Origin of the sequence: Victivallis sp. Marseille-Q1083, from assembly GCF_903645315.1 — a bacterium.
Taxonomy (GTDB): Bacteria; Verrucomicrobiota; Lentisphaeria; order Victivallales; family Victivallaceae; genus UMGS1518.
Genome location: NZ_CAHJXL010000001.1, coordinates 3,002,143 through 3,023,586, shown reverse-complemented (window position 1 = coordinate 3,023,586; position 21,444 = coordinate 3,002,143). Strand labels below are relative to the sequence as shown.

General features: G+C 52.8%; 18 protein-coding genes and 1 pseudogene. 10 read left to right on the top strand and 9 right to left on the bottom strand.

All coding sequences use genetic code 11. The annotated features are described in order from the left end of the window. Positions 1-47 precede the first annotated feature (47 nt). The 5 genes and pseudogenes from HWX74_RS20045 to HWX74_RS12395 all read left to right on the top strand — a co-directional run. Positions 48-1,112: a peptidoglycan-binding protein gene (locus HWX74_RS20045; RefSeq protein WP_217704945.1), complete on the top strand. Its 1,065-nt coding sequence runs from the start codon at positions 48-50 to the stop codon at positions 1,110-1,112. Further along, positions 1,109-1,459 (top strand): His-Xaa-Ser system protein HxsD, encoded by a 351-nt coding sequence (hxsD, locus tag HWX74_RS12410; RefSeq protein ID WP_176013844.1) that lies wholly within the window; start codon positions 1,109-1,111, stop codon positions 1,457-1,459. The genes HWX74_RS20045 and hxsD overlap by 4 nt, the downstream gene beginning before the upstream one ends. Continuing rightward, positions 1,449-2,870 (top strand): His-Xaa-Ser system radical SAM maturase HxsB, encoded by a 1,422-nt coding sequence (gene hxsB, locus HWX74_RS12405; protein ID WP_217704944.1) that lies wholly within the window; start codon positions 1,449-1,451, stop codon positions 2,868-2,870. The genes hxsD and hxsB overlap by 11 nt, the downstream gene beginning before the upstream one ends. Further along, a complete protein-coding gene (gene hxsC / locus HWX74_RS12400; RefSeq protein ID WP_176013843.1) occupies positions 2,867-3,742 on the top strand; it encodes a His-Xaa-Ser system radical SAM maturase HxsC in 876 nt (291 codons plus the stop codon). Before hxsB ends, hxsC begins: the two co-directional genes overlap by 4 nt. 434 nt (positions 3,743-4,176) lie before the next feature. Then, positions 4,177-4,446: pseudogene (locus HWX74_RS12395) on the top strand (transposase); the annotation flags it as partial. 41 nt (positions 4,447-4,487) lie between these two features. On the opposite strand, the gene HWX74_RS12390 reads toward HWX74_RS12395, so the two are convergent. After that, positions 4,488-5,822, bottom strand: a complete 1,335-nt coding sequence (locus HWX74_RS12390) for a hypothetical protein (RefSeq protein WP_176013841.1) — start codon at positions 5,820-5,822, stop codon at positions 4,488-4,490. A gap of 275 nt (positions 5,823-6,097) precedes the next feature. Here HWX74_RS12390 and HWX74_RS20675 point away from each other — a divergent pair, with 275 nt between their 5' ends. Continuing rightward, complete coding sequence (locus HWX74_RS20675; RefSeq protein WP_176013840.1) at positions 6,098-6,373, top strand: transposase; 276 nt, start codon at positions 6,098-6,100, stop codon at positions 6,371-6,373. Between the two features lie 115 nt (positions 6,374-6,488). On the opposite strand, the gene HWX74_RS12380 is transcribed toward HWX74_RS20675, so the two are convergent. From HWX74_RS12380 to nagE, 8 genes are all read right to left on the bottom strand, one after another. Continuing rightward, positions 6,489-6,674: an Rrf2 family transcriptional regulator gene (locus tag HWX74_RS12380; RefSeq protein WP_217704942.1), complete on the bottom strand. Its 186-nt coding sequence runs from the start codon at positions 6,672-6,674 to the stop codon at positions 6,489-6,491. A gap of 258 nt (positions 6,675-6,932) precedes the next feature. After that, positions 6,933-7,859, bottom strand: a complete 927-nt coding sequence (locus HWX74_RS12375; protein WP_176013839.1) for a hypothetical protein — start codon at positions 7,857-7,859, stop codon at positions 6,933-6,935. Then, positions 7,856-8,347: a hypothetical protein gene (locus HWX74_RS12370; RefSeq protein ID WP_176013838.1), complete on the bottom strand. Its 492-nt coding sequence runs from the start codon at positions 8,345-8,347 to the stop codon at positions 7,856-7,858. The genes HWX74_RS12375 and HWX74_RS12370 overlap by 4 nt, the downstream gene beginning before the upstream one ends. Before the next feature lie 19 nt (positions 8,348-8,366). After that, on the bottom strand, positions 8,367-8,867 hold the full coding sequence (locus HWX74_RS12365; RefSeq protein ID WP_176013837.1) for a hypothetical protein: 501 nt from the start codon (positions 8,865-8,867) through the stop codon (positions 8,367-8,369). 769 nt (positions 8,868-9,636) lie between these two features. After that, positions 9,637-10,296 carry a thiamine phosphate synthase gene (gene thiE, locus HWX74_RS12360; RefSeq protein ID WP_176013836.1) on the bottom strand — a complete coding sequence of 220 codons (660 nt, stop codon included), beginning with the start codon at positions 10,294-10,296 and terminating at the stop codon, positions 9,637-9,639. A 15-nt stretch (positions 10,297-10,311) separates the two neighbouring features. Next, complete coding sequence (locus HWX74_RS12355; protein WP_176013835.1) at positions 10,312-10,710, bottom strand: hypothetical protein; 399 nt, start codon at positions 10,708-10,710, stop codon at positions 10,312-10,314. A gap of 159 nt (positions 10,711-10,869) precedes the next feature. After that, entirely contained in the window at positions 10,870-13,353 is a 2,484-nt protein-coding gene (ptsP, locus tag HWX74_RS12350; RefSeq protein WP_176013834.1) for a phosphoenolpyruvate--protein phosphotransferase, read from the bottom strand. A 10-nt stretch (positions 13,354-13,363) separates the two neighbouring features. Further along, positions 13,364-15,337, bottom strand: a complete 1,974-nt coding sequence (nagE, locus tag HWX74_RS12345) for an N-acetylglucosamine-specific PTS transporter subunit IIBC (protein ID WP_176013833.1) — start codon at positions 15,335-15,337, stop codon at positions 13,364-13,366. Positions 15,338-15,840: 503 nt separating this feature from the next. Between nagE and HWX74_RS12340 the strand changes: the two genes are divergently transcribed. The 4 genes from HWX74_RS12340 (at position 15,841) to HWX74_RS12325 (ending at position 21,432) form a co-directional block, all read left to right on the top strand. Then, positions 15,841-17,631, top strand: coding sequence for an alpha-1,3-galactosidase B (locus tag HWX74_RS12340; protein WP_176013832.1), 1,791 nt, complete (start codon positions 15,841-15,843; stop codon positions 17,629-17,631). A 6-nt stretch (positions 17,632-17,637) separates the two neighbouring features. Next, on the top strand, positions 17,638-18,270 hold the full coding sequence (locus tag HWX74_RS12335; protein WP_176013831.1) for an NUDIX hydrolase: 633 nt from the start codon (positions 17,638-17,640) through the stop codon (positions 18,268-18,270). A gap of 122 nt (positions 18,271-18,392) precedes the next feature. Beyond that, positions 18,393-19,445: a LacI family DNA-binding transcriptional regulator gene (locus HWX74_RS12330; protein ID WP_176013830.1), complete on the top strand. Its 1,053-nt coding sequence runs from the start codon at positions 18,393-18,395 to the stop codon at positions 19,443-19,445. 166 nt (positions 19,446-19,611) lie between these two features. Then, the gene (locus HWX74_RS12325; RefSeq protein WP_176013829.1) at positions 19,612-21,432 is read left to right on the top strand and encodes a LacI family DNA-binding transcriptional regulator; all 1,821 of its coding nucleotides are present in this window, start codon (positions 19,612-19,614) and stop codon (positions 21,430-21,432) included. Positions 21,433-21,444: the final 12 nt, after the last annotated feature.

Here is a 21,444-nt window from a genome sequence, read left to right as displayed (position 1 = left end):
ACAGTTAGATATTATCTTTAAATATAATAATATAAAATGCTCTTTTTATGGAACTAAAATTCTATAGAATTCTGCAAGGTATTTTGCTGGCGTCGGTAAGTTCTTTGGTCAATGCACATGGATCCGAAGTTGTCTCATTTCCGGTGATTTTCGGGAATAGTTATATGAAGGATCGGAATAAGCCAAAGAAGAATGCCCCTGACTCACTGATTCTGAATCATCATGGAGCGACTTCAATGACTTTAGCTGCGCATCGCAGCCATAGCAGTCATCGTTCTCATTCGTCCCATTCTTCTCATCGATCCGGAACTGGTGGAGGCGGTGGAAGTTATTACGTCCCACAAGTTCCGTCGATTCCGGCAACTCCGCCGGTTGCGCCGCGTCGGCAGCCTGTTCAATCAATATCCCCGAAGCAAACACGTTCGACACCTCAAACAGCGGTACCACAATATAAGCTGGGTGAACGCAACCTTGAAGAAGGTTGTTACGGAATGGACGTTGCAGAATTGGGACGGCTTCTGATTAAACATAATTTTCTTGCAGCCAATGCTGTTGTAAAAAATGGTTCAGGAGAGGTCATTTTTGAAAAAAATGTTATGGCAGCAGTGAAGCGTTTTCAATTGGCCGCCGGGCTTTCTGCAGATGGTCTTGCGAGAAGCAGTACAATCAAAGCTCTATTGATTTGGGACCAGATCAATCCAGAACATGTTGCGATACTGGCTGCTTTTTTGGTAGAATATGAATATATGACAAAGGCAGATCTGCAGTATGATGCAGCAGGAAAAAACATCTGCAATCCGCAAATGATGAAAGCGGTTGTCGTGGCCGGCATGAAAACTGAATTAAACGTTGGCGAGCTGATTGAGGCGGCACTCTGTTGGAATGGGACGGAACGAAAAGAATGGAAAGAATTAATCCGGTTATTGATTACACAACGGTATCTTTCCGAACAGGATCTTAAGCGAAATAGTGCCGGTCTCGTAATCGGAACACAAGTCGTTCAAAAGGCGATTCGCCAACTTCAGACTATTTTGGAAATTTCGGAGGACGGCAAAGCAACCTCCAGTCTGATTGAAAGTTTGAAGACTTTCAAGGAAACGGAGACTGAATGATCGATGCGATACAGTTGAAAGCTCCGACAATCGCTTCTTTCGTGGTAGATCTGTCTATTTACAGTGATGAAGTAATTTCTCATGTCCTATACTGGATGGCATCTGAATATTTGATTATGCGGGAGAACTCAGGAGAAAGACAACAACAGATTTCATTGCGAAAGAAACAGGGTGAGTTTTCTCCACAAGAACTGCGAAAGCTTGAAGAACGGTTGAGTCGGGATTTCGCCGATTATAAATTGCGAGAGATCGTCGAGCGCGAAACGCGTGATATTCGAACGATTCTGTATGTGAAGGCATTTGCCGAGTTTGAAAAAACAGCAGAATTCGGGGCCAATGATGAATGAACGATATTTTTTGCTGCCGTTCCGGTTCCGGCATTTGGCTGGTCGGGAATTGCTGGTAAACGAGGTCGGTGATTTTCTGGTGGTTCCGGCAGGCACCGTTGCACGTATCGTAGGACGGCAGATAAGACCGACGGAAGAATTGTACAAAGATCTGATTGCGGCTTTCTTCATCAGTGAATCCCTGATTCCGGAATGGCTTGATTTATATGCAGTGAGGCTCCGTACCCGAAAGGCTTTTTTGAATGAATTTACCTCGCTGCACATTTTCGTACTTACCCTGCGTTGCAACCAGAATTGTATTTATTGCCAAGCCTCCAGCCAAAAACAGGATGCAGTCGGTTACGATATGCCGGAAGTTGTTCTTTTGTATTCGATCGATCTGATGTTCCAAAGTCCTGCGGCTGCATTGACGATGGAATTTCAAGGAGGTGAACCATCCTTGGTTCCGGAATTATTCCGGCTGGCAGTCGAAACGGCAGAACGCAGGAAAGTAGAGTGCGGTAAACAAATCACCTATGTTCTTTGTACCAATTGTGTGGAACTTTCGGCTGAGGTGTTGGAAATATGTCGGCAATACCATGTTTTGATTTCTACTTCATTGGATGGTCCGGAGAATTTGCATAATCACAATCGGGGTCGCGAGGACAGTTATTCTCGGGTAACGACCGGGATTGCCCGGGCGCGGGAATGGCTGGGTGAAGACCGAGTATCCGCCTTGATGACCGCAGCGCCGGCTTCATTGACGAAACCGCATGAAATTATTGATACTTATCTTGAGCTTGGCTTCCATTCTGTTTTTTTGCGTTCTTTGAATCCTTACGGCGTGGCAATGCAGAATCTCGATTGGACCGAATATGGAGAGCGTTTTATTGCATTTTACCGGAAGGCACTGGATTATATTATCTCTTTGAATCGGAACGGAACGGTACTGGTTGAGGAATTGACATTGTTGTTTCTGCGGCGAATCCTAACTCCATTTTCTGACGGCTTCGTCGACCTGCGTTCGCCTTCCGGCCTCATGTCAGGAGTGGCGGTTTATCACTGCGACGGATATGTATATGCTTCCGATGAATCCCGGATGTTAGCCGCTTGCGGAGATTTTCAATTCAGAATAGGACCTGTCTCGGAATCTTACGAAAAGCTTTTTCATGGCATCCAGGTGCAAGACTTGGCCGATGTAAATACTGTTGAAGGAATTGCCGGCTGTTCCGACTGTGCATTTCAGGCATATTGCGGTGCAGATCCGGTCCGCAATTATGCGGTTCAGCAAGATCGGTACGGATATAGGCCTGCTTCTGAAGTTTGCAAAAAGTGTACCGCCATCATTGAGCATCTTTTCTCTCTGATTATTGAACGCGAAGAAGAAGTCATGCCGGTATTTCGGCGTTGGCTGGCGGAGTGGAACGGATGAAAAAGTTCAGGTGGGATATCTATTCTAATGACAATACCCTATTCGTCACGTCACAGTGTAATAACCATTGCCTGATGTGTGCGCAACCACCATTAAAGCGAGATGACGTCGAATTTCACTTCCGGCGGAGCCTAAAGTTGCTGGAACACGCTCCGGTCGAGCTACCGACCATAGGAATTTCCGGAGGTGAACCGACTTTGCTGGGAGATCGATTATTCGAGCTTCTGAAGCAAATCCGGGAAACGCTGCCTGAAACAACGATTCAACTGTTGAGTAATGGTCGTGCTTTTGCCGATCCGATATATACAGAGAAATTGAATAATGTCGGATTGGACAGGTTGTTGATCAGTATTCCACTACATTCCGATTTCTGTGGAGATCATGATGAAATCACCCAAGTGAAGGGCTCCTGGTCGGAAACAATGCATGGTCTTTATCAACTTGCCTGCTTCAAAGCGGAAATCGAACTGCGCATCGTGATTCAAAAAAAGAATTGGCGGCGTTTGCCGAAAGTGGCAGAATTCATTTATCGGAATTTGCCGTTTGTAGGCTCCGTGGTTTTCATGGGACTGGAATTTACCGGATTGGCAATCCAGCACGAAGTTGAGGTATGGATTGATCCGGCAGAATATCAACAAGAGTTAGAAAGAGCTGTAAGTATTTTAAACGCTTACGATATACCGGTGGCAATTTTTAATCTGCCGCATTGTCTGCTGCCGCCCGGTTTATATCCATATGCGTGTCAATCTATCTCCGATTGGAAGGTTTTCTTTCCGGAAACTTGTGACTCTTGTTGTCGACGGCAGGAATGTTGTGGATTGTTTTCAACATCCAGAAAACACAGTGAAAAATTGCATCTGTTGACTTATTAAAAATCTAGAGATCACTATTTTTTTCGGACTTTTGAGCTATTATTACGCAAGTGGAAGCGCAGAGCGGCTCCCAATGCCTCGTTGATGCGTTGCAAGCTGGTAACCTTATGTATTGGCTATGCAAAAGCCTATTGAATCCGGCCACGACGAAAATCACTTTGAGCTTATCGCCGAGTTTGCTGCGAAGCCGGTTACGATCCATTCTGTATTCGTTTTTACAATGACCGATCACCAGCTCCACCACCGGCCCAAGCAATGCTCTATTACGATTTGAAGGGATACCTGCCGGTGGCCCCAATATGGAGTCATCCGGAGCTCCGACAAATATCGATGAACGTGAAATGTCACTTCAACAACGGAGATATGCTGCGCCACATATACTTGGAGATAACGGACATCTCTGTAATGACGCAATATAAGAGGCATTCTGGAGGGTCGGCATGACACTTCATACTCCGTTACGGACAAATATGAAAGACTCAAGACCCGCTTCTCAGGTTAAAGCATTGAACAATCGAAGACGCCTGATTGAAACCGTGATCGGGCAATTGACAAAACGGTTCCACATTGAACAAGTCAGAGCAAGAAATCTATGGCATCTGACTGTCCGGATTGAGCGAAAGTTATTGACTCATACCATATCAATTGCTTTCTTCATATGCCGCAGGGATCCGATTCTACAGTTTAAACAGGTTTTCTCATGAAAAAACTTGCACACGGCGTTATATACTTAAAAACAATCTTATCATTCATCCAGAGAGCGAATATTAACTTCTATAAGCACATCTCGCTCTTTTGTAGTCTTTACATAATGATAATCTGCAGATACATATTTCCCTTTGTTCAAATCAAATAAAAAACTTCCTTCTAAGTAACCATCGGTAGAGTTTGATACAGCAACCTCTTTCACACGTGCAAACAAATTATCTTGTGCTATTCCTACCGATGTCAGTTCATATTGCATACCATCAGCGCTCCAGCATTGTTCCCTGGTCACTGATTCAGAAGGAAGACTAGAATTATGTAACATGATCATAATCCATACTGTAATCGAATTCAATTCCCCATAAGCTGGTTTTTCCGTTTCAGCATCATACGTAAACACTGAATCCTTGATGGGAGGATCTGAAAATAAAATCTTGCTTTTCAGTTCGTATTTTTTATCTTTCGGCAGATAGGTTACTTCAACAATTACACGTGTATAACCGATAAGACTTTTCAACCGTTTCCCATCTTCCAATATACAATATCGTTTCATTACATCTAAAAGATACCGGCCACTTTGTTTTTGGGGCTGAAAAAAAATAGAAGCATTTCTCACTGAATTACTCATATTTCTTTTTAGGTCATAGAAGGTCATAGAAGGAAATGTCTTTAATAATTCAGTTCCATATTCCCATCTGGCTTCCCAATCTGCAAGTTCCATAAGCATATTCTGCTCATCATGTTCGGGGATTTCGCAAGACAAGATTTCAAAATAACCCTCATCATCAACTTTTACAGTATGTTTCAGGCCAGATGGAGTTATAATTTTAAAAATACTTTTCCCAATATTTTGAATTTGCTGTTTCAATAAAAAGCGCATTGGACTTTCCTGTTGCGCTTCCGCTTGAACGGCAAGCTCATAATCTTGTTGCGTACAATCTGTATACAATTTCAACATAGCAAGAAATTCGCGGTATGCTTTAAGAAAATTATAATCCGTGATTACATACGGAAATACTTCTGGAAACGATGCGTATTGCGTTAGAATTGTCTGCAATGAACTGTCGGTGAAGTCATGATAAAACTGTCGCATTACGGCATTATCGTTATCCTTGGCAATAAGTTCTTCTCTTTTTGTTTCTTCGTCAATTACTGACCACCAATAGCGTTCTTTTTGATTTTTTCTTGCCTGTTGCCATAGCGATGCTATTTTTTCATTTTCTCCTTCTGACTTCTCGTTAGCCGACAGCTCGTCAGAATTCAAAATTTTCTCTTTCGATTGCGGAATATCTCCGTTATCGGCATTAGCCAGACTACCTCCTCCCCCCAAAATAATACTTCCGCAAAGGATAAAACAAATAACTTTATTAATCATAATATTTCCAGCATCGCCATAATCTCACCATCTGCTTCAAGCGCTAACCGAATTCCTAATTCTGCAGCGACTCCGGCATTAACTGTGGCTTCAAAATCTCCGGAGTAGAAAACCATATTGCCATTGCCTCTTGGCCTCTCAAGTTTTCCTAATAATACTGAAGCTTTGACTTTAAGCTGAATATTGTATAAAATTCCTCAAACAAAGAGGTAGAACCTCAAGTAAGGCATTATATTGTAAAATCTTACGTCACAGTAAACAAAAAAGGTCTGCTTATGACAAACTGTAGTGTTCCAAGTTGTAATTTTCAAGGTCCGAAAAGCAGAAAAATAGAATTCAATTTCAGTGACGGAGCTATCAGCAATGACGGAGATTTGCTCTTTGTCAAGAAATTTGATTGCAAACTCGGCTTAACGCGCCGAGCCGGAAAATTATTGACTTCTTTTGATATTCGACAGTCCGGCAAAGTGAAACACTCTTTTCTGGACATGCTTCGTAAAAGAGTTTTTGCGCTGGTTGCCGGCAACGGAGAACCTCTACGATCATCATGAATTACAAAACGATCCGCTGATTCAAACGGCAGTCGGTCGCGATCAGACGCTCCCATCGCCCGATAGATGTCCAGCAGCGTGATTTTCTCCGGATTTTTCGCCAGCACCATACCGGTCACGCCAGCGGATACTCTGACCAGCCCGTTTTTTTCAACCGGCCGATCAGGCGGCGGATCTCCACCGGACTGGAGTTGACGCTTCCGGCGATAAATTCGGAAATACACTGGTAATCCTTGCAGATGACCAGCAGCAACGTCAGAATGTACACGCCGACCGAAAAGCGGGTTGAAATTTTGATCATCGGAACCACCCTTTTCTGATCCTGTAACCAATATAGTCATAAGTTATGGTTTTGTCCATATTAAAAAATCCGTATTCCGGTGCCATACACAAGTTTTTTTTTGGTACTTATTCGGAAGCAGTCTGAGGAATGGAGCCATTGCTTTGTTTCGGGATCCATCGGCCAAACTCTCGCCTGGCAACGGAGTGCCTCCACTCCTCGGAGTAAAAGAGGAGGTTGGCTCCGGCGGGGGGAAAACGCAAACAGGACTGCGACCGCTTAACGTTGCCGCATTCGTCGCCGGAGCCAATAAGCTCCGGCCAGCGCGACACCCCCGACAGCCAGCAGCAACACGGGAAGCCAGGAAATCATCTTCTGGCGCAACCACTGAACGACGGCTGCCGTCCCGCTTGATACTTTGGTTTGGACGGTTTCTGAAAAAGCAGGAAGTTCCTGCGACGGAGAGAGAAAATCTTTCCGAAACCGGGCATGGCGAATGATCTTTTCCGGCGTTACAAAAAGTTGTGGATCAATCGGCGTGGTCAAATCAACATCACCCAATTCCAAATCCAGTAACTTTCTGCCGAAACGGTTGTAATGAGTTCGGGAGTAAATCAGATGATTCTCTTTGCCGATCAGAAAGATCCGCTTGACCGGCCGCAGCTTGTGATAAGTACTGTTGAGGTTGGTAACGGCGTCGGTGACGCTCAAACTGGAAATTGAGGCAATCAGATTGACATCGGAAGCCAAGTCCTGCGTTATCTGATAGCAGGCGACATTGCGATAGTTGACCTCTTCGACGCGACAGACGCTGACCATGAATTCCCCTGCCGTCAGCGGCTGAAAAAGATTGTCCCAGTGTGAGAGAATCAAAACTTCCTCAATCTTTACCCAGTCATCACCGGTAGTGCCGTATTGACCGGTGTCATTGACAAGATAAATTTCCCGGCGCTGCGAATCGGATGACAACTCCAGACGCTTGCAAACGCCTCCCCGCTCATCGACCCGGCGGTAGAGAAGCCCGGGGAGGTTGCGCCGGGAATGCGGGTCAGCCCTGGGCAGTCGGGCGATATAGGAAGCATTGGCACTGGCCGTCAGCGCCTCCCGGATCAACTGTTTGCCGCGCCGGCTTTCTTCCGCCGCCGGCGTTTCCGCCCAAAGAGAAACACCACATGTTATCACTAAAAACAAAACGCCGAATTTCATAAGTATGGCCCCCGGACAATTTCGATCAGCCAATGAACCCCCCGGGCGATCGTTTGGCGTTTTTCACCCCGGTAAGGGACTTCATTGAGTTCCAGAAGAACACCCCGGTCGGAAATTTTGAAGTCATACCAGCCTTCTCCGCGTGGCGACTTGCGTGCCGCGACATAAACTTCCGCATTCCCGAATATCATCGTCGGCAAGTCAAAGTCGGCACCGCGACAGAGCTCCTCCAGAAATATCGGAGGATAGGGAACCATATCCAGATCAGTGCCTTCCAGCCATATGACGACTTGCGGAGCATTGAGCAAAGGCTGTAATTCCGCCATTTTCGCGGTATCAGCCGGCTCCCACTCCCCCTGCGAATTGGCGAGATAAACGATCGTTCGGGGACCGTTGGCGGGAATGAATTTCGCGACAAAATAAACAATTGCAATACCAAATAGAATGAATAAGAGTACCGCCAACCCAATTGTTTTCTGATGTTTCATCGAAAGAGTCAACCGTTTTTTATTCATGTGGTCCACAAGCTTTATTGGGAGCGTGTGGCCCCTCTTCTATCGGAGAGTCTTTATAACGAAAACGCATCAACTCTTCTCTGACGAGGACTGGATCTTGGCTCTCTATTACATCATAATACTTTGCATAAACGGCAAAACGATAAATATGCCGCACAAGCCGTCCACTGTTATAGCCTCCACCTTTGCCATTATGATATGGTTGGTCCAAGCCAGGAAGAAAAAAAGTAAGAAAATATGTACACTGCCACACACCGTTTGTTTCCACCCAATTGAGATCATTACCCTTTGTGTTATCAGTAGTGCTTTTGGGAAACTCCAAATAAACTCTTAATGAAGATGAACCACAATTTACTCTCTGTTCCAACGTATCCATGGTATCAATGGTACTCTGGTCTCTTTCTTCGGTTACAACAAATTCATATGCGGAAACAAATGAAAATATTCCGGAAAACAATAAGCAGGAAATCATAATAAATACTTTTCTTAACATCTCTCATCTCCTTTCCAATGGTTTCAAAGCATTGACATGCCTTAATTAAAGATATAATCCAAGTTATCCACCTTCATATCGGAAAATTAATTCCCGCAAACTATAAATAAAATATTTAATATAAATTACTTATAACACTATTCATTGAAATCAGCACCAAATTACAGTTACTTTTATAAAAAATGTACTTAACAAAATTAAAATTTATATTATTTCTTAAAAAAATAAAACCAATTACAGTCCAGGACTATAACTATTCTGAAAATAATACATTATATAGTATAGCAAAAAAAATTTCTGAAGTCAATCCCCATCAATCAAAAATAGAAAAATTTTTAATGGTTTTATTTCGATTTTGGCACAAAATCAAGAACGTTTATCCCGTAGCTACGTCAAACAAGTCCTGCGGCGACATCCGGGTCAAAGCATCATTTTATTTCTTAATCTATACCGCAGCTGGATTCGCGGTTTGCAAACCAGTTTTTTCATTTCCACGACGAGTCATGCAAGAAAAGTTCCGTAAATTAGTCAGTTATGCAAAACTGGCTGCGAGCAGAAAAAACCTTTTGAAAGGTTCTTGCCTTCTGGCGATCTTCCTTTTTCAGACCTTTTTTGAATAATTTTTTCCCAATTGGCAACCCGATACGCAAAGAATACCACATCATTTCGGGCTGTGGTACAAATCAGATGTATTGCACCTCCGGGTTTAAACGATTGCCAACGCCATCTGAAAACCCGCACACGGCGTATTTTTGAAAAAACAACAAGATTACGCATGGAAATAACGCCGCAATTCGCTGGTGCGGGCGGCAACATCCGGCGCCTGGGTAATTTCCGTCACCATCGCGATATGCCGGGCGCCGGCCGCCAGCAATTCCGGCAGATGGCGCTCCTTGATCCCTCCCATCACCGAAAACGGCGTATGAATGCGCCGGCTCACCTCTTGCAACATTTCCAGCCCGACCGCGCCGCAGGGCACACTCTTGGTCCGGGTCGGATAGATCGGCCCGATATTCAGATAGCCGACCCCGGCAGTCTCCGCCGCCAAGGCTTCGGTCAAGTTATGGGTGGAACTGCCGATCAACAGCTCCGGGGCCGATTCCAGCACCGGGCGCAACGGCAAATCCTCCTGGCCGAGATGCACGCCGTCGGCGCCGCTCAGCAACGCAATGTCCAGATGGTCGTCGATCAGCAGCAGCATCCGGTGCTCGTTGGCGATCGCCCGGGCGGCGGTCGCCAGTTCATAGAAAGCGCCGAGCGCCAGATTTTTCTCCCGCAACTGCACAATCCGGGCCCCGCCGGCGGCGACGCCGCGCAGAATTTCCAGCACCGGCCGGCCGTTGGTGAATTCCGAGGAGATGACCGGATAAAGATCGACGGCTTCAAAAGCCCGCACCCGGTCCGCCAGAGTTTGAAAACAGCTTTTCATCGCGAAAAAATCATTTCAGTGGTTCGGAGTTGCATCCGGCGCCGGCGGGTCCGGCAACGCGAAATCCGGACAGTCGTCCATCGGATTGACTTCGGCCTGCCGGCGTTCGCACCGCGACAGAAACGGATGTTTGATATAGTAACGGCAGTCACGGCAAAAACGGCGCTCTTCGGCGGACGCGGTCAGCTTGACGGCTTCCGGCACTTCGCTGCCAAGCAGCGCGGCCAACGCGGAAGTTTTCCGATCCGCCGCCGGAGCCGTCGCTTCCGGACTCTCCGCCGATGGCAACTCGCCGCCGCAAAAGGCGCAGACCAGCACAGTGCCGCGCCTGGTCCAGCCGTCCAGCAACACCTTCTCCTTCGGTACCGTCTCCCCGCCGCAATGCGGACAAGTGACAAAGCTGTTTTTCGGCATATGGTCACGGCCTCCGTTGTTTTTTTGGTGACAGGGAAATATAGAAGATTTTCCGCCGAAGTCAAGACCGGTTGCGGAATCTTCCCTGCGGATCCCCCCAAGAACGCCGCCGGCCGGCCCCCCTCCCCGGCGCAACCGCCGGGGAGCTGAGAAAATGGTTCACGAATACAAGGCGCGGACTTCGGCGGCGGAAACGCATTGGAGCGCCCGTTGGGCCCGGCTTTTCAGCGCTTCGAGGCGGCTGCCGCGCACCAGCGCTTTGACGCCGGCGATCGCCGGCGCTCCCATCGACAATTCATCGACGCCCAAGCCGAGCAACACCGCCGCGCCGATCGGATCGGAGGCCAGATTGCCGCAGACGCCGATCCATTTCCGTTGGCGGCGGGCGCCGTCTACCGCCGCGGCAATCGCCCGCAGCACAGCCGGGTCCAGAGAATCCGCCTGGGAGGCCAGCACCGGATGCAGCCGGTCCATCGCCAGGATGTATTGCGTCAAATCGTTGGTGCCGATTGAAAAAAAGTCGGACTCCTGCGCCAGCGCGTCGATCATCCAGACGGCGGAAGGCACTTCAATCATGATGCCGATGGGCGGACAGCTCATCTGCAATGCCGCCGCCTCCTGCTGAATGAACTGTTTTCCCCGCCGCAGTTCGTCGACGGCGGCAATCATCGGCAGCATGATTTTACCGTTCAAATGGTGGTCGCGGATGGCCCGCAGGATAGCGCGGAGCTGGGTCCGGAAAATTGCCGGATAGGCGAAACAGAGCCGGATGCCCCGCACGCCGAGAAACGGATTGGCTTCCGGCTGCACCGGCATGAACGGCACCGGTTTGTCGCCGCCAATGTCGTAAGTCCTGATCAGGATGGGGCGGCCGTCCAGCGCGGCGGCGATCTCGGCGAAACCGGCCAGCAGCGTTTCTTCCTGCGGCGCTTCGCGGCAATCCTGCACCAGAATTTCAGTACGCAGTAATCCGATGCCGTCGGCGCCGGCTTCCACCGCCTGCCGCGCCTCGGCGGCCGACGTGATATTGGCGGCGATTTCAACGCCGATGCCGTCTACGGTACGGGCCGCTTCGAACCGGAGCCGCTCCAGCTTGCTCTGCCGCCCGGCCAGTTCGGCGGCCGCTTTCTCTGCCGCCGCCAATTGAGCAGTATCGGGCTGCGGCTCCAGAAAACCGGAGACGCCGTTGAGAATCATCGGCGCCGCCGCTTCCGGCAATTGCAAAACCGCGTCGCCGGCGGCCACCACGGCGGGAATGCCCAGCGCCCGGGCCAGGATGGCGGTATGGGCAGTGGGGCCGCCCTGGACGGTGACGATGCCGGCCACCTGCGCCCTGGGCAACTGAGCGGTTTGCGACGGCGTCAAGTCGACGGCAGCGAGAATGAACCTGCCGGACGGCCAGCGGGTCGCCGCCGCCGTTTCCGGCAACAGAAAGGCCAGCACCCGCTTGGCGACATCCTGATAATCAATCGCCCGCTCGGCAATGCGCTGCGATTCCGAATTGGCGATCGTTTCCGCCGCCTGCGCACAAGCGGTTTGCCAGGCGAACGGCGCGCTCTTGCCGTCGGCGATCAGTTGCAATGCGCGCTGCTGCAGCGCCTCGTCCGCCAGCAGCGCCCGATGCGCTTCAAAAACACCGGCGGAGGTTTTCTCGCCCTGCTGAATCAGTCCGGCGCTCAGGCGCTGCAGCGCTTCGGCGGCGGCACGCCAGCCCTGCCGGAGCCGGGCGGCTTCTTCCGCCGGAGAGGAGCCTTGTTCCGGAACGGCCGGCCGACGGTCGTTCATGTCCAGACGGAAAAGCGGCGCGATGCCGATTCCGGGCGAAGCCGGAATGCCGTGAATGGCCTGCCGCGAGGGCGGGAAGGTCGGCAGCGCAGCGAAATTGAGCGCCTCGTTTTCAGCCGCCGCCGCGTCATCCAGCCCGTTTTCGATCATTCCGGCAATCCGCTTGACCGCTTCGGCGGCGCCGGCGCCATTGGCGGCGACCGTCACTTCAGCCGGTTCGCCGATCCCGAGTCCCATAACTGCGCCGGCACTGCGCAAATTGGCCGCCTGATCCCGGTAAAGCAGCAGGAGCTCACCGTCGAAACCGGCCGCCGCCGCCGCAAGTTTGGCGGCCGGGCGGGCATGGATGCCGTTGGGATCTTTCAGAAAAACCGCCAGGGTTGCCTCATACCGCCGCTCCGGCGGCGGTGCCGGAATCGCCGCCCGGCTGGCGGCGACCGAAACGGCATTGAACAACGTCAGCAAATCGGAGGGCAGCGCCGCCTCGGCGACGGCGGCCAGACGTTCGGCATCGGCGGACAGTGCGGCGATGGCGGCAAAGGCGGCCGGCTGCAGCGGCCTCGGCAGCGCGACGGCGAAAACCAGCGAAACCGGACTGCCGTACCAATCCAGCGGTCTGTTCAACCGCAGGGCGGCCACACCGCCGCGGCGCAGTAACCCCTCGCCGGCGGTGCCGAGGTGGGAAACGGCGATGCCGTTGAGAACGCAGGGGAAAGCGCGGTCGCCGGCTTCCAGCGCGGCGGCGCATGAAGCGCCGGTACAATCATTGTTCTGCAGCAGGCCGCTCAGCAGTTCCAGCGCCTGAAGCGGAGTCGCACAGTCGGCGGCGGCGATCAGATGTTCGGAAGCGATCAACATGGCTGATTCCTCATTTCTTCAGTTTGGCCCGGACCAGCGGCATGCCGGGTTTGACAATCTGGCCCGGCGCGACAGCCGGAGCCAGACCGGTTACCTTGTCGGCGGTGGCGATCAGCACCGGCGATACCGTCGCTTTGATCTTCCCGCGCACCGCTGGCCAGTTGACCTGCAGAATCGGCGTTCCGGCCGCCACTTCCATGCCGCTGGCGGCCATGATCCGGAAGCCGGCCCCTTTCAACCCTACCGTTTCGATGCCGATATGGACGAGCACTTCAACGCCGGAAGCGTGGCGGATGACGAAAGCATGGCCGCTGGCCGGCAGCGAAATGATGGTGCCGGAAACCGGCGCGGCGAAGACATTGCCGGACGGTTCGATGGCGATGCCGTCGCCGGCAAGCCGGTCGGCGAAAGTCGGGTCCGGCACCTCGTCGAGCGCCACGGCGCGTCCTTCCACCGGCGACAGCAGCACGATTTCAGCCGCGCTCCCGGCAGCCGGCCGGGCCGTTTCCGCCGGAGCCGCCGGCTCGGCCGCCGCCGGACTTGCCGCGGCTTCGGCAACCGGCAGTCGCCCCGCCCGGGAAAATTGCTTCATCGCATTGGCGACGGATTCCACCTGGGAACCGACGATGACCTGCAGCGCATTGCCGCCCATTCTGATGACGCCGGCGGCGCCGAGCTTTTTCAGCGCCGCTTCGTTGATTTTGCCGGCATCGTTCAGTTGCAGCCGCAGCCGGGTGATGCAGTTGTCGATGGTCCTGAGATTGTCCAGACCGCCGAGCGCCCGGATGTAACCGACGGCCAGTTGCTCGTAGCGGTCGCCGCCCGGCACCGGCGGTTCGGCGGCGGCTTCATCGGCGGCATCGTCCCGGTCGAGCGGTTCCCGGCCGGGCGTTTTCAGCTTGAACCATTTGATGGCGAAATAAAATATGAAGAAATACAACCCGAAAAACAGCGGTCCCATCCACAGGATTGTATACGGCTTGGTAGACTTGCCCCAGGAGAGAAGTAAATCGATTAACCCGGCCGAAAACGTAAAGCCGGCTTTGTAACCGACCAGCTGGGAAATGGCCAGAGCCGCACCGGTCAGCAACGCATGGACCACATAGAGCAGCGGAGCCAGGAACATGAAGGTGTATTCCAACGGTTCGGTGATGCCGGTCAGAAAGGCGGTCAGTACCAGCGAGAACAGCAAACCGGCCACTTCCGGCCGCCGCTTTTTGTCGGTAGTCAAATAGAAGGCCAGCGCCACGGCCGGCAGACCGAACATCATCACCGGAAAGAAACCGGTCATGAACATTCCGGCGGACGGATCGCCGGCGAAGAAACGGTGCAAATCCCCTTCAAATACTTTGCCGGCGGCATCGGTGAAGGTGCCGAATTTGAACCAGCAGAGCGTGTTGAGGATTTGATGGAGACCGACCGAGAGCAGCAGCCGGTTGAGGATGCCGTAAACCGTCGCCCCCAGCGCTTCGGCATTGACCATCCAGTTGCCGACCAGATTGATGGCGTGCTGGATCGGCGGCCAGATGAGCGACATCGCTCCGGCCAGCGCCAGCGCGGTCAACGCCGAAATGATCGGTACGAAACGCTTGCCGCTGAAAAAGGCCAGCCAGGGCGGCAGCGTAAGTTTATGAAAGCGGTTGTACATCAGTCCGCCGATGATGCCGGAGAGGATACCGGCCAGGACTCCCATATCCGCGCCGCTGCTGATCGCCGTCAGCGCGGTGGTCAACGTGAAATAAGCGACGACGCCGGCCAGTGCCGCCGCTCCGGCGGCATCGACCGAAAAGCCGACCGCGACGCCGATGGCGAACAGCAGCGGCAGGTTGTCGAACAGCACGCCGCCGGATTTGGCCATGAACGGAATATTCAAAAGGTCTTCCTGACCGAGCCGGAGCATCAGCCCGGCGATCGGCAGCACGGCGATGGGGAGCATCAGGGCCTTGCCCAGATTCTGGAGAAAGGGTAAAACTTTGCTGAACATGTCGAATCCTGTCTTGAAACGTTGGTACTCCATGGCGGCGAGCCACTTGTACATAATAAAAACACAAACGGCTTAATATACATCCGAGTCCGGCGGAATGCAATTGTTCATTCGGGACACCGATCGGCGGAGCACGGGCCGGCGGCAGCCGCCATTGGGTTTGCGCCGGACTTGACGGCCGTTTCAACGCATGCCGGCCATCCGGTAAGCGGCATGCCCCTTCCAAATAGTTCTTTGGCGACCAATCATTTCCCTTGCAGGAATATTATAATTTCGGCCATCACCTTTTTTAAGCCTATCACGATTTCCTTTCTTGATTTTTCTCCGAACCTCTGTTTATTATACAAAAACGTTTTCAAGGAAGCGTGATGAGCCTATTCAATAGATTCGTCTTTTCTTGCATCGGCTTCTACGGATTAAGCTGCCTCTGGGCAGCTTCTGCCGGGGATTTTTCATTAACAACAACTTCTGAAAATTCAGAACAACAGGTAAATATACAGAACATGAACGTTTTGACCGTTTCGTTCCAGCAGTTCGGCGGTATTCCCGATCAGCCGGAAAACGCCGCGCCCGCCGCTGCCGGACTTATCGCCTTTCTGCAGGAAAATTGCCGTAAATACGATCGGATCGTCGTCAACTTCGCGCCGGGAATTTACCATTTTTATCCAAGCGCGGAAAATAGCCGCAATTATTTCATTTCCAATCATGACCAGACGCCGTCGAAAGCGGTCTGCCTCCCGTTGGAGAAGCTGGTCAACGTCACGCTGGACGGCAATGGCGCCGAAATCCGGTTTCATGGGCGGATGATCGCTTTTTCAATGGTCGATTGCGACAACTGCACGCTGCGGAATTTCGTCATCGACAGCGCCGAGCCGACTGCGCGGCAGCTGGTGATCCGGGAACGCGATGAACAGTCCGGGGATTACTTCGCCGAAATCCTGCCGCGCGGCGCCTATGAGCTCGTCGACGGCAAATTGTTTTTCACCGGCGACGATTACCGCTATGAGGCGGGCGGCGGGATGCAGTTCGAACCGGACGGCCGGTTGACCTACCAATGCGCCGATCCGGTTTTTCGGCCGGAAACGGTGGAGGAGCTCGAGCCGTATCGGCTGCGGATCAGAAAATCCAATTGCGCCTGGCGGCCGGGGCAGCGGTTCGTGTTTCTCCATACGCGGCCGGCGCCGGGGATTTTTCTCCACCATGCCGACAACAGCCGCCTTGAAAACCTGACGCTTCATTATGCCGACGGCATGGGCCTGCTGGCGCAGATGAGCGAGAACATCCTGCTCGACGGCTTCCGGGTCTGGCGCCGGGAAGGCAGTGAACGTTATTTCACGACCCGGGCGGACGCGACTCACTTCTCCGGCTGCAGGGGATCGATCGTTTCGAAAAATGGCAGTTACGAGGCGATGGCGGATGATGCGATCAACGTCCACGGCACTTACTTGAAAATTCTGGAAAAAACGGACAATCATACGGTGCGCGCCCGTTATATGCACGAGCAGAGCTGGGGCTTCGATTGGGGTGAGCCGGGGGATGAAGTCCAGTTGATCCGGGCCGCCAGCATGGAAAAAGCCGGCGGCGTCAATCGCCTGACCGCCATCCGGCCGGCCGATGCGCCGACGGCGCATGGCGCCAGGGAGTTCATCCTGGAATTCGCCGATGAATTGCCGGAGCCGGCCGGAACGGCGGCCGGTTACGGAGTGGAGAACCTGACCTGGTCGCCGCGCGTGCTGTTCCAGAACAACCTGGTCCGCAACAACCGGGCCCGCGGCGCATTGTTCAGCACGCCGCGCGAAGTAATCTGCGAAGACAATGTATTCGATCACGTCCACGGCACCGCCATTCTGCTGTGCGGCGACTGCAACGGCTGGTTCGAAACCGGCGCCTGCACGGATGTCGAAATCCGCCGCAACCGCTTCATCAATGTCCTGACCGCCAACTACCAGTTCACCAACGCGGTCATTTCGATCTATCCGGAGATTCCGGTACTGACGGCCGGCCAGACGTATTTTCACGCCAACGTCCGGATCTGCGACAACGAATTCGATTCCTTCGACCGGCCGCTTCTCTACGCGAAGTCGATCGAACATCTGACTTTTGCCGGCAATACGGTGCGGCGGAACGACGAATTTCCGCCATTCCACTGGAATCGCCATTTGTTCTTTTTCGAACATGTCGCCGACGTGACGATTGCCGGCAATCACCTGGCCGAACCGTTCGACCCGGCCGGCGACCTGCTGTTCAAATTGACCGACCCGGCGGAAATCGCCATCCGGCCGGCGGCGGAGTAGATCATCATGCCGGAACAGACTCTGCTGGAGCCGCCCTGGCTGGACTGGGCGGTGGAGCTGCAGTTCATCGGCCAGGCGGGGGTGACCTATTCCCAGGATCCGTTCGATCTGGAACGGTTCCGGCGCATCCGGGAAATTGCCGCCGAAATGTTGAGCGTGAAATCCGGTTTGTCGCTGGAAACGGTAAAGAACCTGTTCTGCAACGAGACTGGCTTTCAAACGCCGAAACTGGATACCCGGGCCGCCATTTTCCGGGACGGCCGGATTCTGCTGGTCGAAGAGCGCAACGGCAGCTGGTCGCTGCCGGGCGGCTGGGTCGACGTCAACCAGTCGGTCGGCGACAACGCGGTCAAGGAAGCGCTGGAGGAATCCGGACTCGATGTGATGCCGGAACGGTTGATCGCCGTGCAGGACCGCAACCGGCACAATCCGCCGCGTTACGCCTACGGCATCTGCAAAATTTTCATCCTGTGCCGGCTGCGCGGCGGAGAATTCAAAGCCAATATCGAAACCGCCTCCAGCGATTTTTTCCCGCTGGAGGCGCTGCCGCCGCTGGCGCTCGAAAAAAATACCGCCGAGCAGATTGCGATGTGTTTCCAGGCGGCCGCCGATCCGCATTGGCAGCCGCGGTTTGACTGACGCCGCTGCGGATCGGCAAAATGGCGGTTTTCCCGTTTTTTCCGGTTGACTTTGCCGGGAAATCAACTATTTTTTTCTAAGTGAAACATTTCATATTAAATCGTAAAACAGGATAGCGCGGAATGCCGGTACAGGAATCGAAGCCGAAACGGGTGACATTGAAGATGATTGCCGAACGCGCCGGACTTTCCATCGCGGCGGTTTCGCAGATCTTGAACGACAAGCCGGTCGATTTCTGTTCGGAAGCGAACAAGCAGCGGGTCAGGAGCATCGCCCGGGAGATGGGTTACCGGCCGAACGTCGGGGTCAAAATCATGCGCGGCGAGAAGCTGAAATCGGTCGCGGTGGTGCTCAGCATGGTCCAGATGGAGCTGGAAGACCATATTCAACGAATTATCCTGACCTTGTTCAAGAAGTACGAGGCGCTCGACTATTCCTGTTATTTCTGCAGTGGCGAATGCAATGCCGCACAGAATATGGGCCGGATTCAGAAGCTGCTCGATTACGGCGTCGAACGTTTTATCTTTCTCAGTCGACCGTTCGGGGTGGAGCAGTTGGATGCCGAAATCAGGCGTTGCGGCCGGACGGCCGTCTATTATGAAACGGTGCCGCTGGCCGGCTCCGGTTACTGGCGCGTCCACTCCGATACGGCGGCGACGGTTTGCGAAATGGTGCGGTGGCTGCGGCGGCAGGGACATGAGAAACTGGCTTTTTTCCAGTTGGCGGTCGACCCGGACGACCAGCGATTCATCGGTTTGTGCCGGGCCTTTCCGGAATACGACGCGGCGACGGTGCAGCAGAAAATGCTGCATCTGCTGCCGTTCGACATCCGGCACAGCGGGGATTTTTTTACGGAAAGCCGGCTCTGCGGCCAACGGGCGGCTGAAAAAATCCTGGCGGAGCAACCGGAGATCGAGGCGATTTTCCTCTATTCCGACGCCTTCGCGGTCGGAGCGGCGCCGGTGCTGCTGCGCCATTATCTGACGACCGGGCGGGCGATCGCGCTGGCCGGCTTCAATTATACCCATGCCGTTCAGAGCAGCGTTTATCCGATCCTCTCGGCCGCTCATCCGCTCGAACAGATTACCCGGGCTTTGATGGACGATTTCACCGGCGGTGAAACGGTTATCACCGTGCAGCCCGAGCTTCGGCTGCCGTCGCCGCTGCCGTTCTGATCGTCTTTCAAGGCAGATAAAATCGCCGCTGCAGGCGTTCGGGACGGGACCCGGAAAAAATTGACGCTTTTTTCGCTCCACCTATTGACTTTTGAAATTTTTTTTGCTATAATATCGGTATGAAGCATTTCATATTAAATATTAAAGTTCGTTTGGATGCCACCGAATGCAAGTAGAGAATGTCAAACAGAAACGGGTAACCCTGAAGACGATTGCCGAAAATGCCGGGCTTTCGGTGACGGCGGTCTCGCAGATTCTGAACAACAAGACCGTCGATTTTTGCTCGGAAGCGAATAAATCGCGGGTACGCAAACTGGCCCGGGAACTGGGCTACCGCCCGAATGTCGGGGTTAAAATCATGCGCGGCGAACCGTTGAAATCGGTCGCCACGGTGTTGAGCATGAATCAGATGGAATTGGATGACCACATTCAGCGGATCATTCTGACCTTGTTCAAGCGATACGAGGAGCTCGATTATTCCTGTTATTTCTGCAGCGGGGAACACAATGCCGGACAGAATATGCGCCGGATTCAGAAACTGCTCGATTACGGGGTGGAGCGTTTCATTTTCATCGGCCATCCTTTCGGAATGGAAAAACTTGACCGGGAGATCAGGCGCTACGGCCGGATGACCGTCTATTATGAAACGCTGCCGTTGCCGGCCGGCTACGCGGGCGTTTATTCGGATACTGCGGGGGCCGTTTGCGAGATGATCGAACTGTGGCGCCGGGAGGGATATAAAAACATTGCTTTCTTTCAGTTGGCGGTCGATCCGGATGAGCAGCGTTTCCTCGGTCTGTGCCGGGCGTTTCCGGAGTATGGCCGGACGACGCTTCAAAAGAAAATGCTGCACCTGCTGCCGTTCGATATCCGGCACAGTGGAAATTTTTTCACCGAAAGCCGGCTCTGCGGCCAACAGGCGGCCGAACGCCTTCTGGCGGAATGTCCGGATGTCGATGCCATTTTTCTCTATTCCGACGCATTTGCGGTCGGCGCGGCGCCGGTACTGCTGGAGCATTACCGGCGGACCGGTCGAAGGATTGCTTTGGCCGGGTTCAACTATACCCACGCGGCCCAAAGCTGCATCTATCCGATCCTGTCGGCGGAACATCCTCTGGAACAGATCGTCGCGGCTCTGATGCAGGAATCCGCTTCCGCCGTCTTTCCTCAAATTGTGAAACCGGAAATCAGGAAACCAGATCAATATCAATCAACATCCTCAACCAAAAAGGAAGTAAAAAAAATGTCAAGAAAATTCACACTGATAGAATTGCTGGTCGTCATCGCGATCATTGCCATTCTCGCCAGCATGCTGTTGCCGGCTCTGGGCAAAGCCAAGGCAGCCGCCCAGGCGATCAAATGCGTCAGCAATCAGAAACAGGTCGGTCTGGCACAGATCATGTATGCCGGAGACAACAATGATTCGCTGACGGTCCATTCGATAAATTACAAAGATTCTCCGTGGGGGGGAATCGGCTGGATGGGGCTGCTGATGGTCGGCAACTACCTGGGGTCGGCCGACATCTTTTTCTGTCCGGGTTCCAGCGCCCAGGGAGTCGATAAATCGGAACTCGGCGATCCGTACGCAGGCTGGAACAACTATGTGGATTACGGTTACAATTATTATTTTCTGGGCGCCACCTTCGATATGAGCCTGCCCTATAGCAGAATCAGCAATGAGCCGGCCAAACTATCCGGGCTCGGACAGCCGTCGAATACGATCATGCACGGCGATACGGTTTATAATTTCGAGAATACCGAAAAAGGGAATTATATGCTGACTGCCGATGCAGCCGGCGTGGGCGTCCTGTGGTTCCGGCATAACAATGCGGTCAATCTGGTTTGGGCGGACGGTCATGCCGCAGCGTACCGGCTCGGACCGGCTTCCCGGGCGACGACCGAACGGGCCTGCCTGGACGGTAACCTCGGCAATCTCTGGTGGGGGGACTACGCCGGCAGCAAATGGAGCCGCCACAATCATAATTGATGGGAAAAAAAA

Excerpts from the sequence above, each read along its gene's own strand:
- HWX74_RS20045 (WP_217704945.1), top strand. The coding sequence starts at position 48 with ATGGAACTAAAATTCTATAGAATTCTGCAAGGTATTTTGCTGGCGTCG.
- hxsD (WP_176013844.1), top strand. The coding sequence starts at position 1,109 with ATGATCGATGCGATACAGTTGAAAGCTCCGACAATCGCTTCTTTCGTG.
- hxsB (WP_217704944.1), top strand. The coding sequence starts at position 1,449 with ATGATGAATGAACGATATTTTTTGCTGCCGTTCCGGTTCCGGCATTTG.
- hxsC (WP_176013843.1), top strand. The coding sequence starts at position 2,867 with ATGAAAAAGTTCAGGTGGGATATCTATTCTAATGACAATACCCTATTC.
- HWX74_RS12390 (WP_176013841.1), bottom strand. The coding sequence starts at position 5,822 with ATGATTAATAAAGTTATTTGTTTTATCCTTTGCGGAAGTATTATTTTG.
- HWX74_RS20675 (WP_176013840.1), top strand. The coding sequence starts at position 6,098 with ATGACAAACTGTAGTGTTCCAAGTTGTAATTTTCAAGGTCCGAAAAGC.
- HWX74_RS12380 (WP_217704942.1), bottom strand. The coding sequence starts at position 6,674 with ATGATCAAAATTTCAACCCGCTTTTCGGTCGGCGTGTACATTCTGACG.
- HWX74_RS12375 (WP_176013839.1), bottom strand. The coding sequence starts at position 7,859 with ATGAAATTCGGCGTTTTGTTTTTAGTGATAACATGTGGTGTTTCTCTT.
- HWX74_RS12370 (WP_176013838.1), bottom strand. The coding sequence starts at position 8,347 with ATGAAACATCAGAAAACAATTGGGTTGGCGGTACTCTTATTCATTCTA.
- HWX74_RS12365 (WP_176013837.1), bottom strand. The coding sequence starts at position 8,867 with ATGTTAAGAAAAGTATTTATTATGATTTCCTGCTTATTGTTTTCCGGA.
- thiE (WP_176013836.1), bottom strand. The coding sequence starts at position 10,296 with ATGAAAAGCTGTTTTCAAACTCTGGCGGACCGGGTGCGGGCTTTTGAA.
- HWX74_RS12355 (WP_176013835.1), bottom strand. The coding sequence starts at position 10,710 with ATGCCGAAAAACAGCTTTGTCACTTGTCCGCATTGCGGCGGGGAGACG.
- ptsP (WP_176013834.1), bottom strand. The coding sequence starts at position 13,353 with ATGTTGATCGCTTCCGAACATCTGATCGCCGCCGCCGACTGTGCGACT.
- nagE (WP_176013833.1), bottom strand. The coding sequence starts at position 15,337 with ATGTTCAGCAAAGTTTTACCCTTTCTCCAGAATCTGGGCAAGGCCCTG.
- HWX74_RS12340 (WP_176013832.1), top strand. The coding sequence starts at position 15,841 with ATGAACGTTTTGACCGTTTCGTTCCAGCAGTTCGGCGGTATTCCCGAT.
- HWX74_RS12335 (WP_176013831.1), top strand. The coding sequence starts at position 17,638 with ATGCCGGAACAGACTCTGCTGGAGCCGCCCTGGCTGGACTGGGCGGTG.
- HWX74_RS12330 (WP_176013830.1), top strand. The coding sequence starts at position 18,393 with ATGCCGGTACAGGAATCGAAGCCGAAACGGGTGACATTGAAGATGATT.
- HWX74_RS12325 (WP_176013829.1), top strand. The coding sequence starts at position 19,612 with ATGCAAGTAGAGAATGTCAAACAGAAACGGGTAACCCTGAAGACGATT.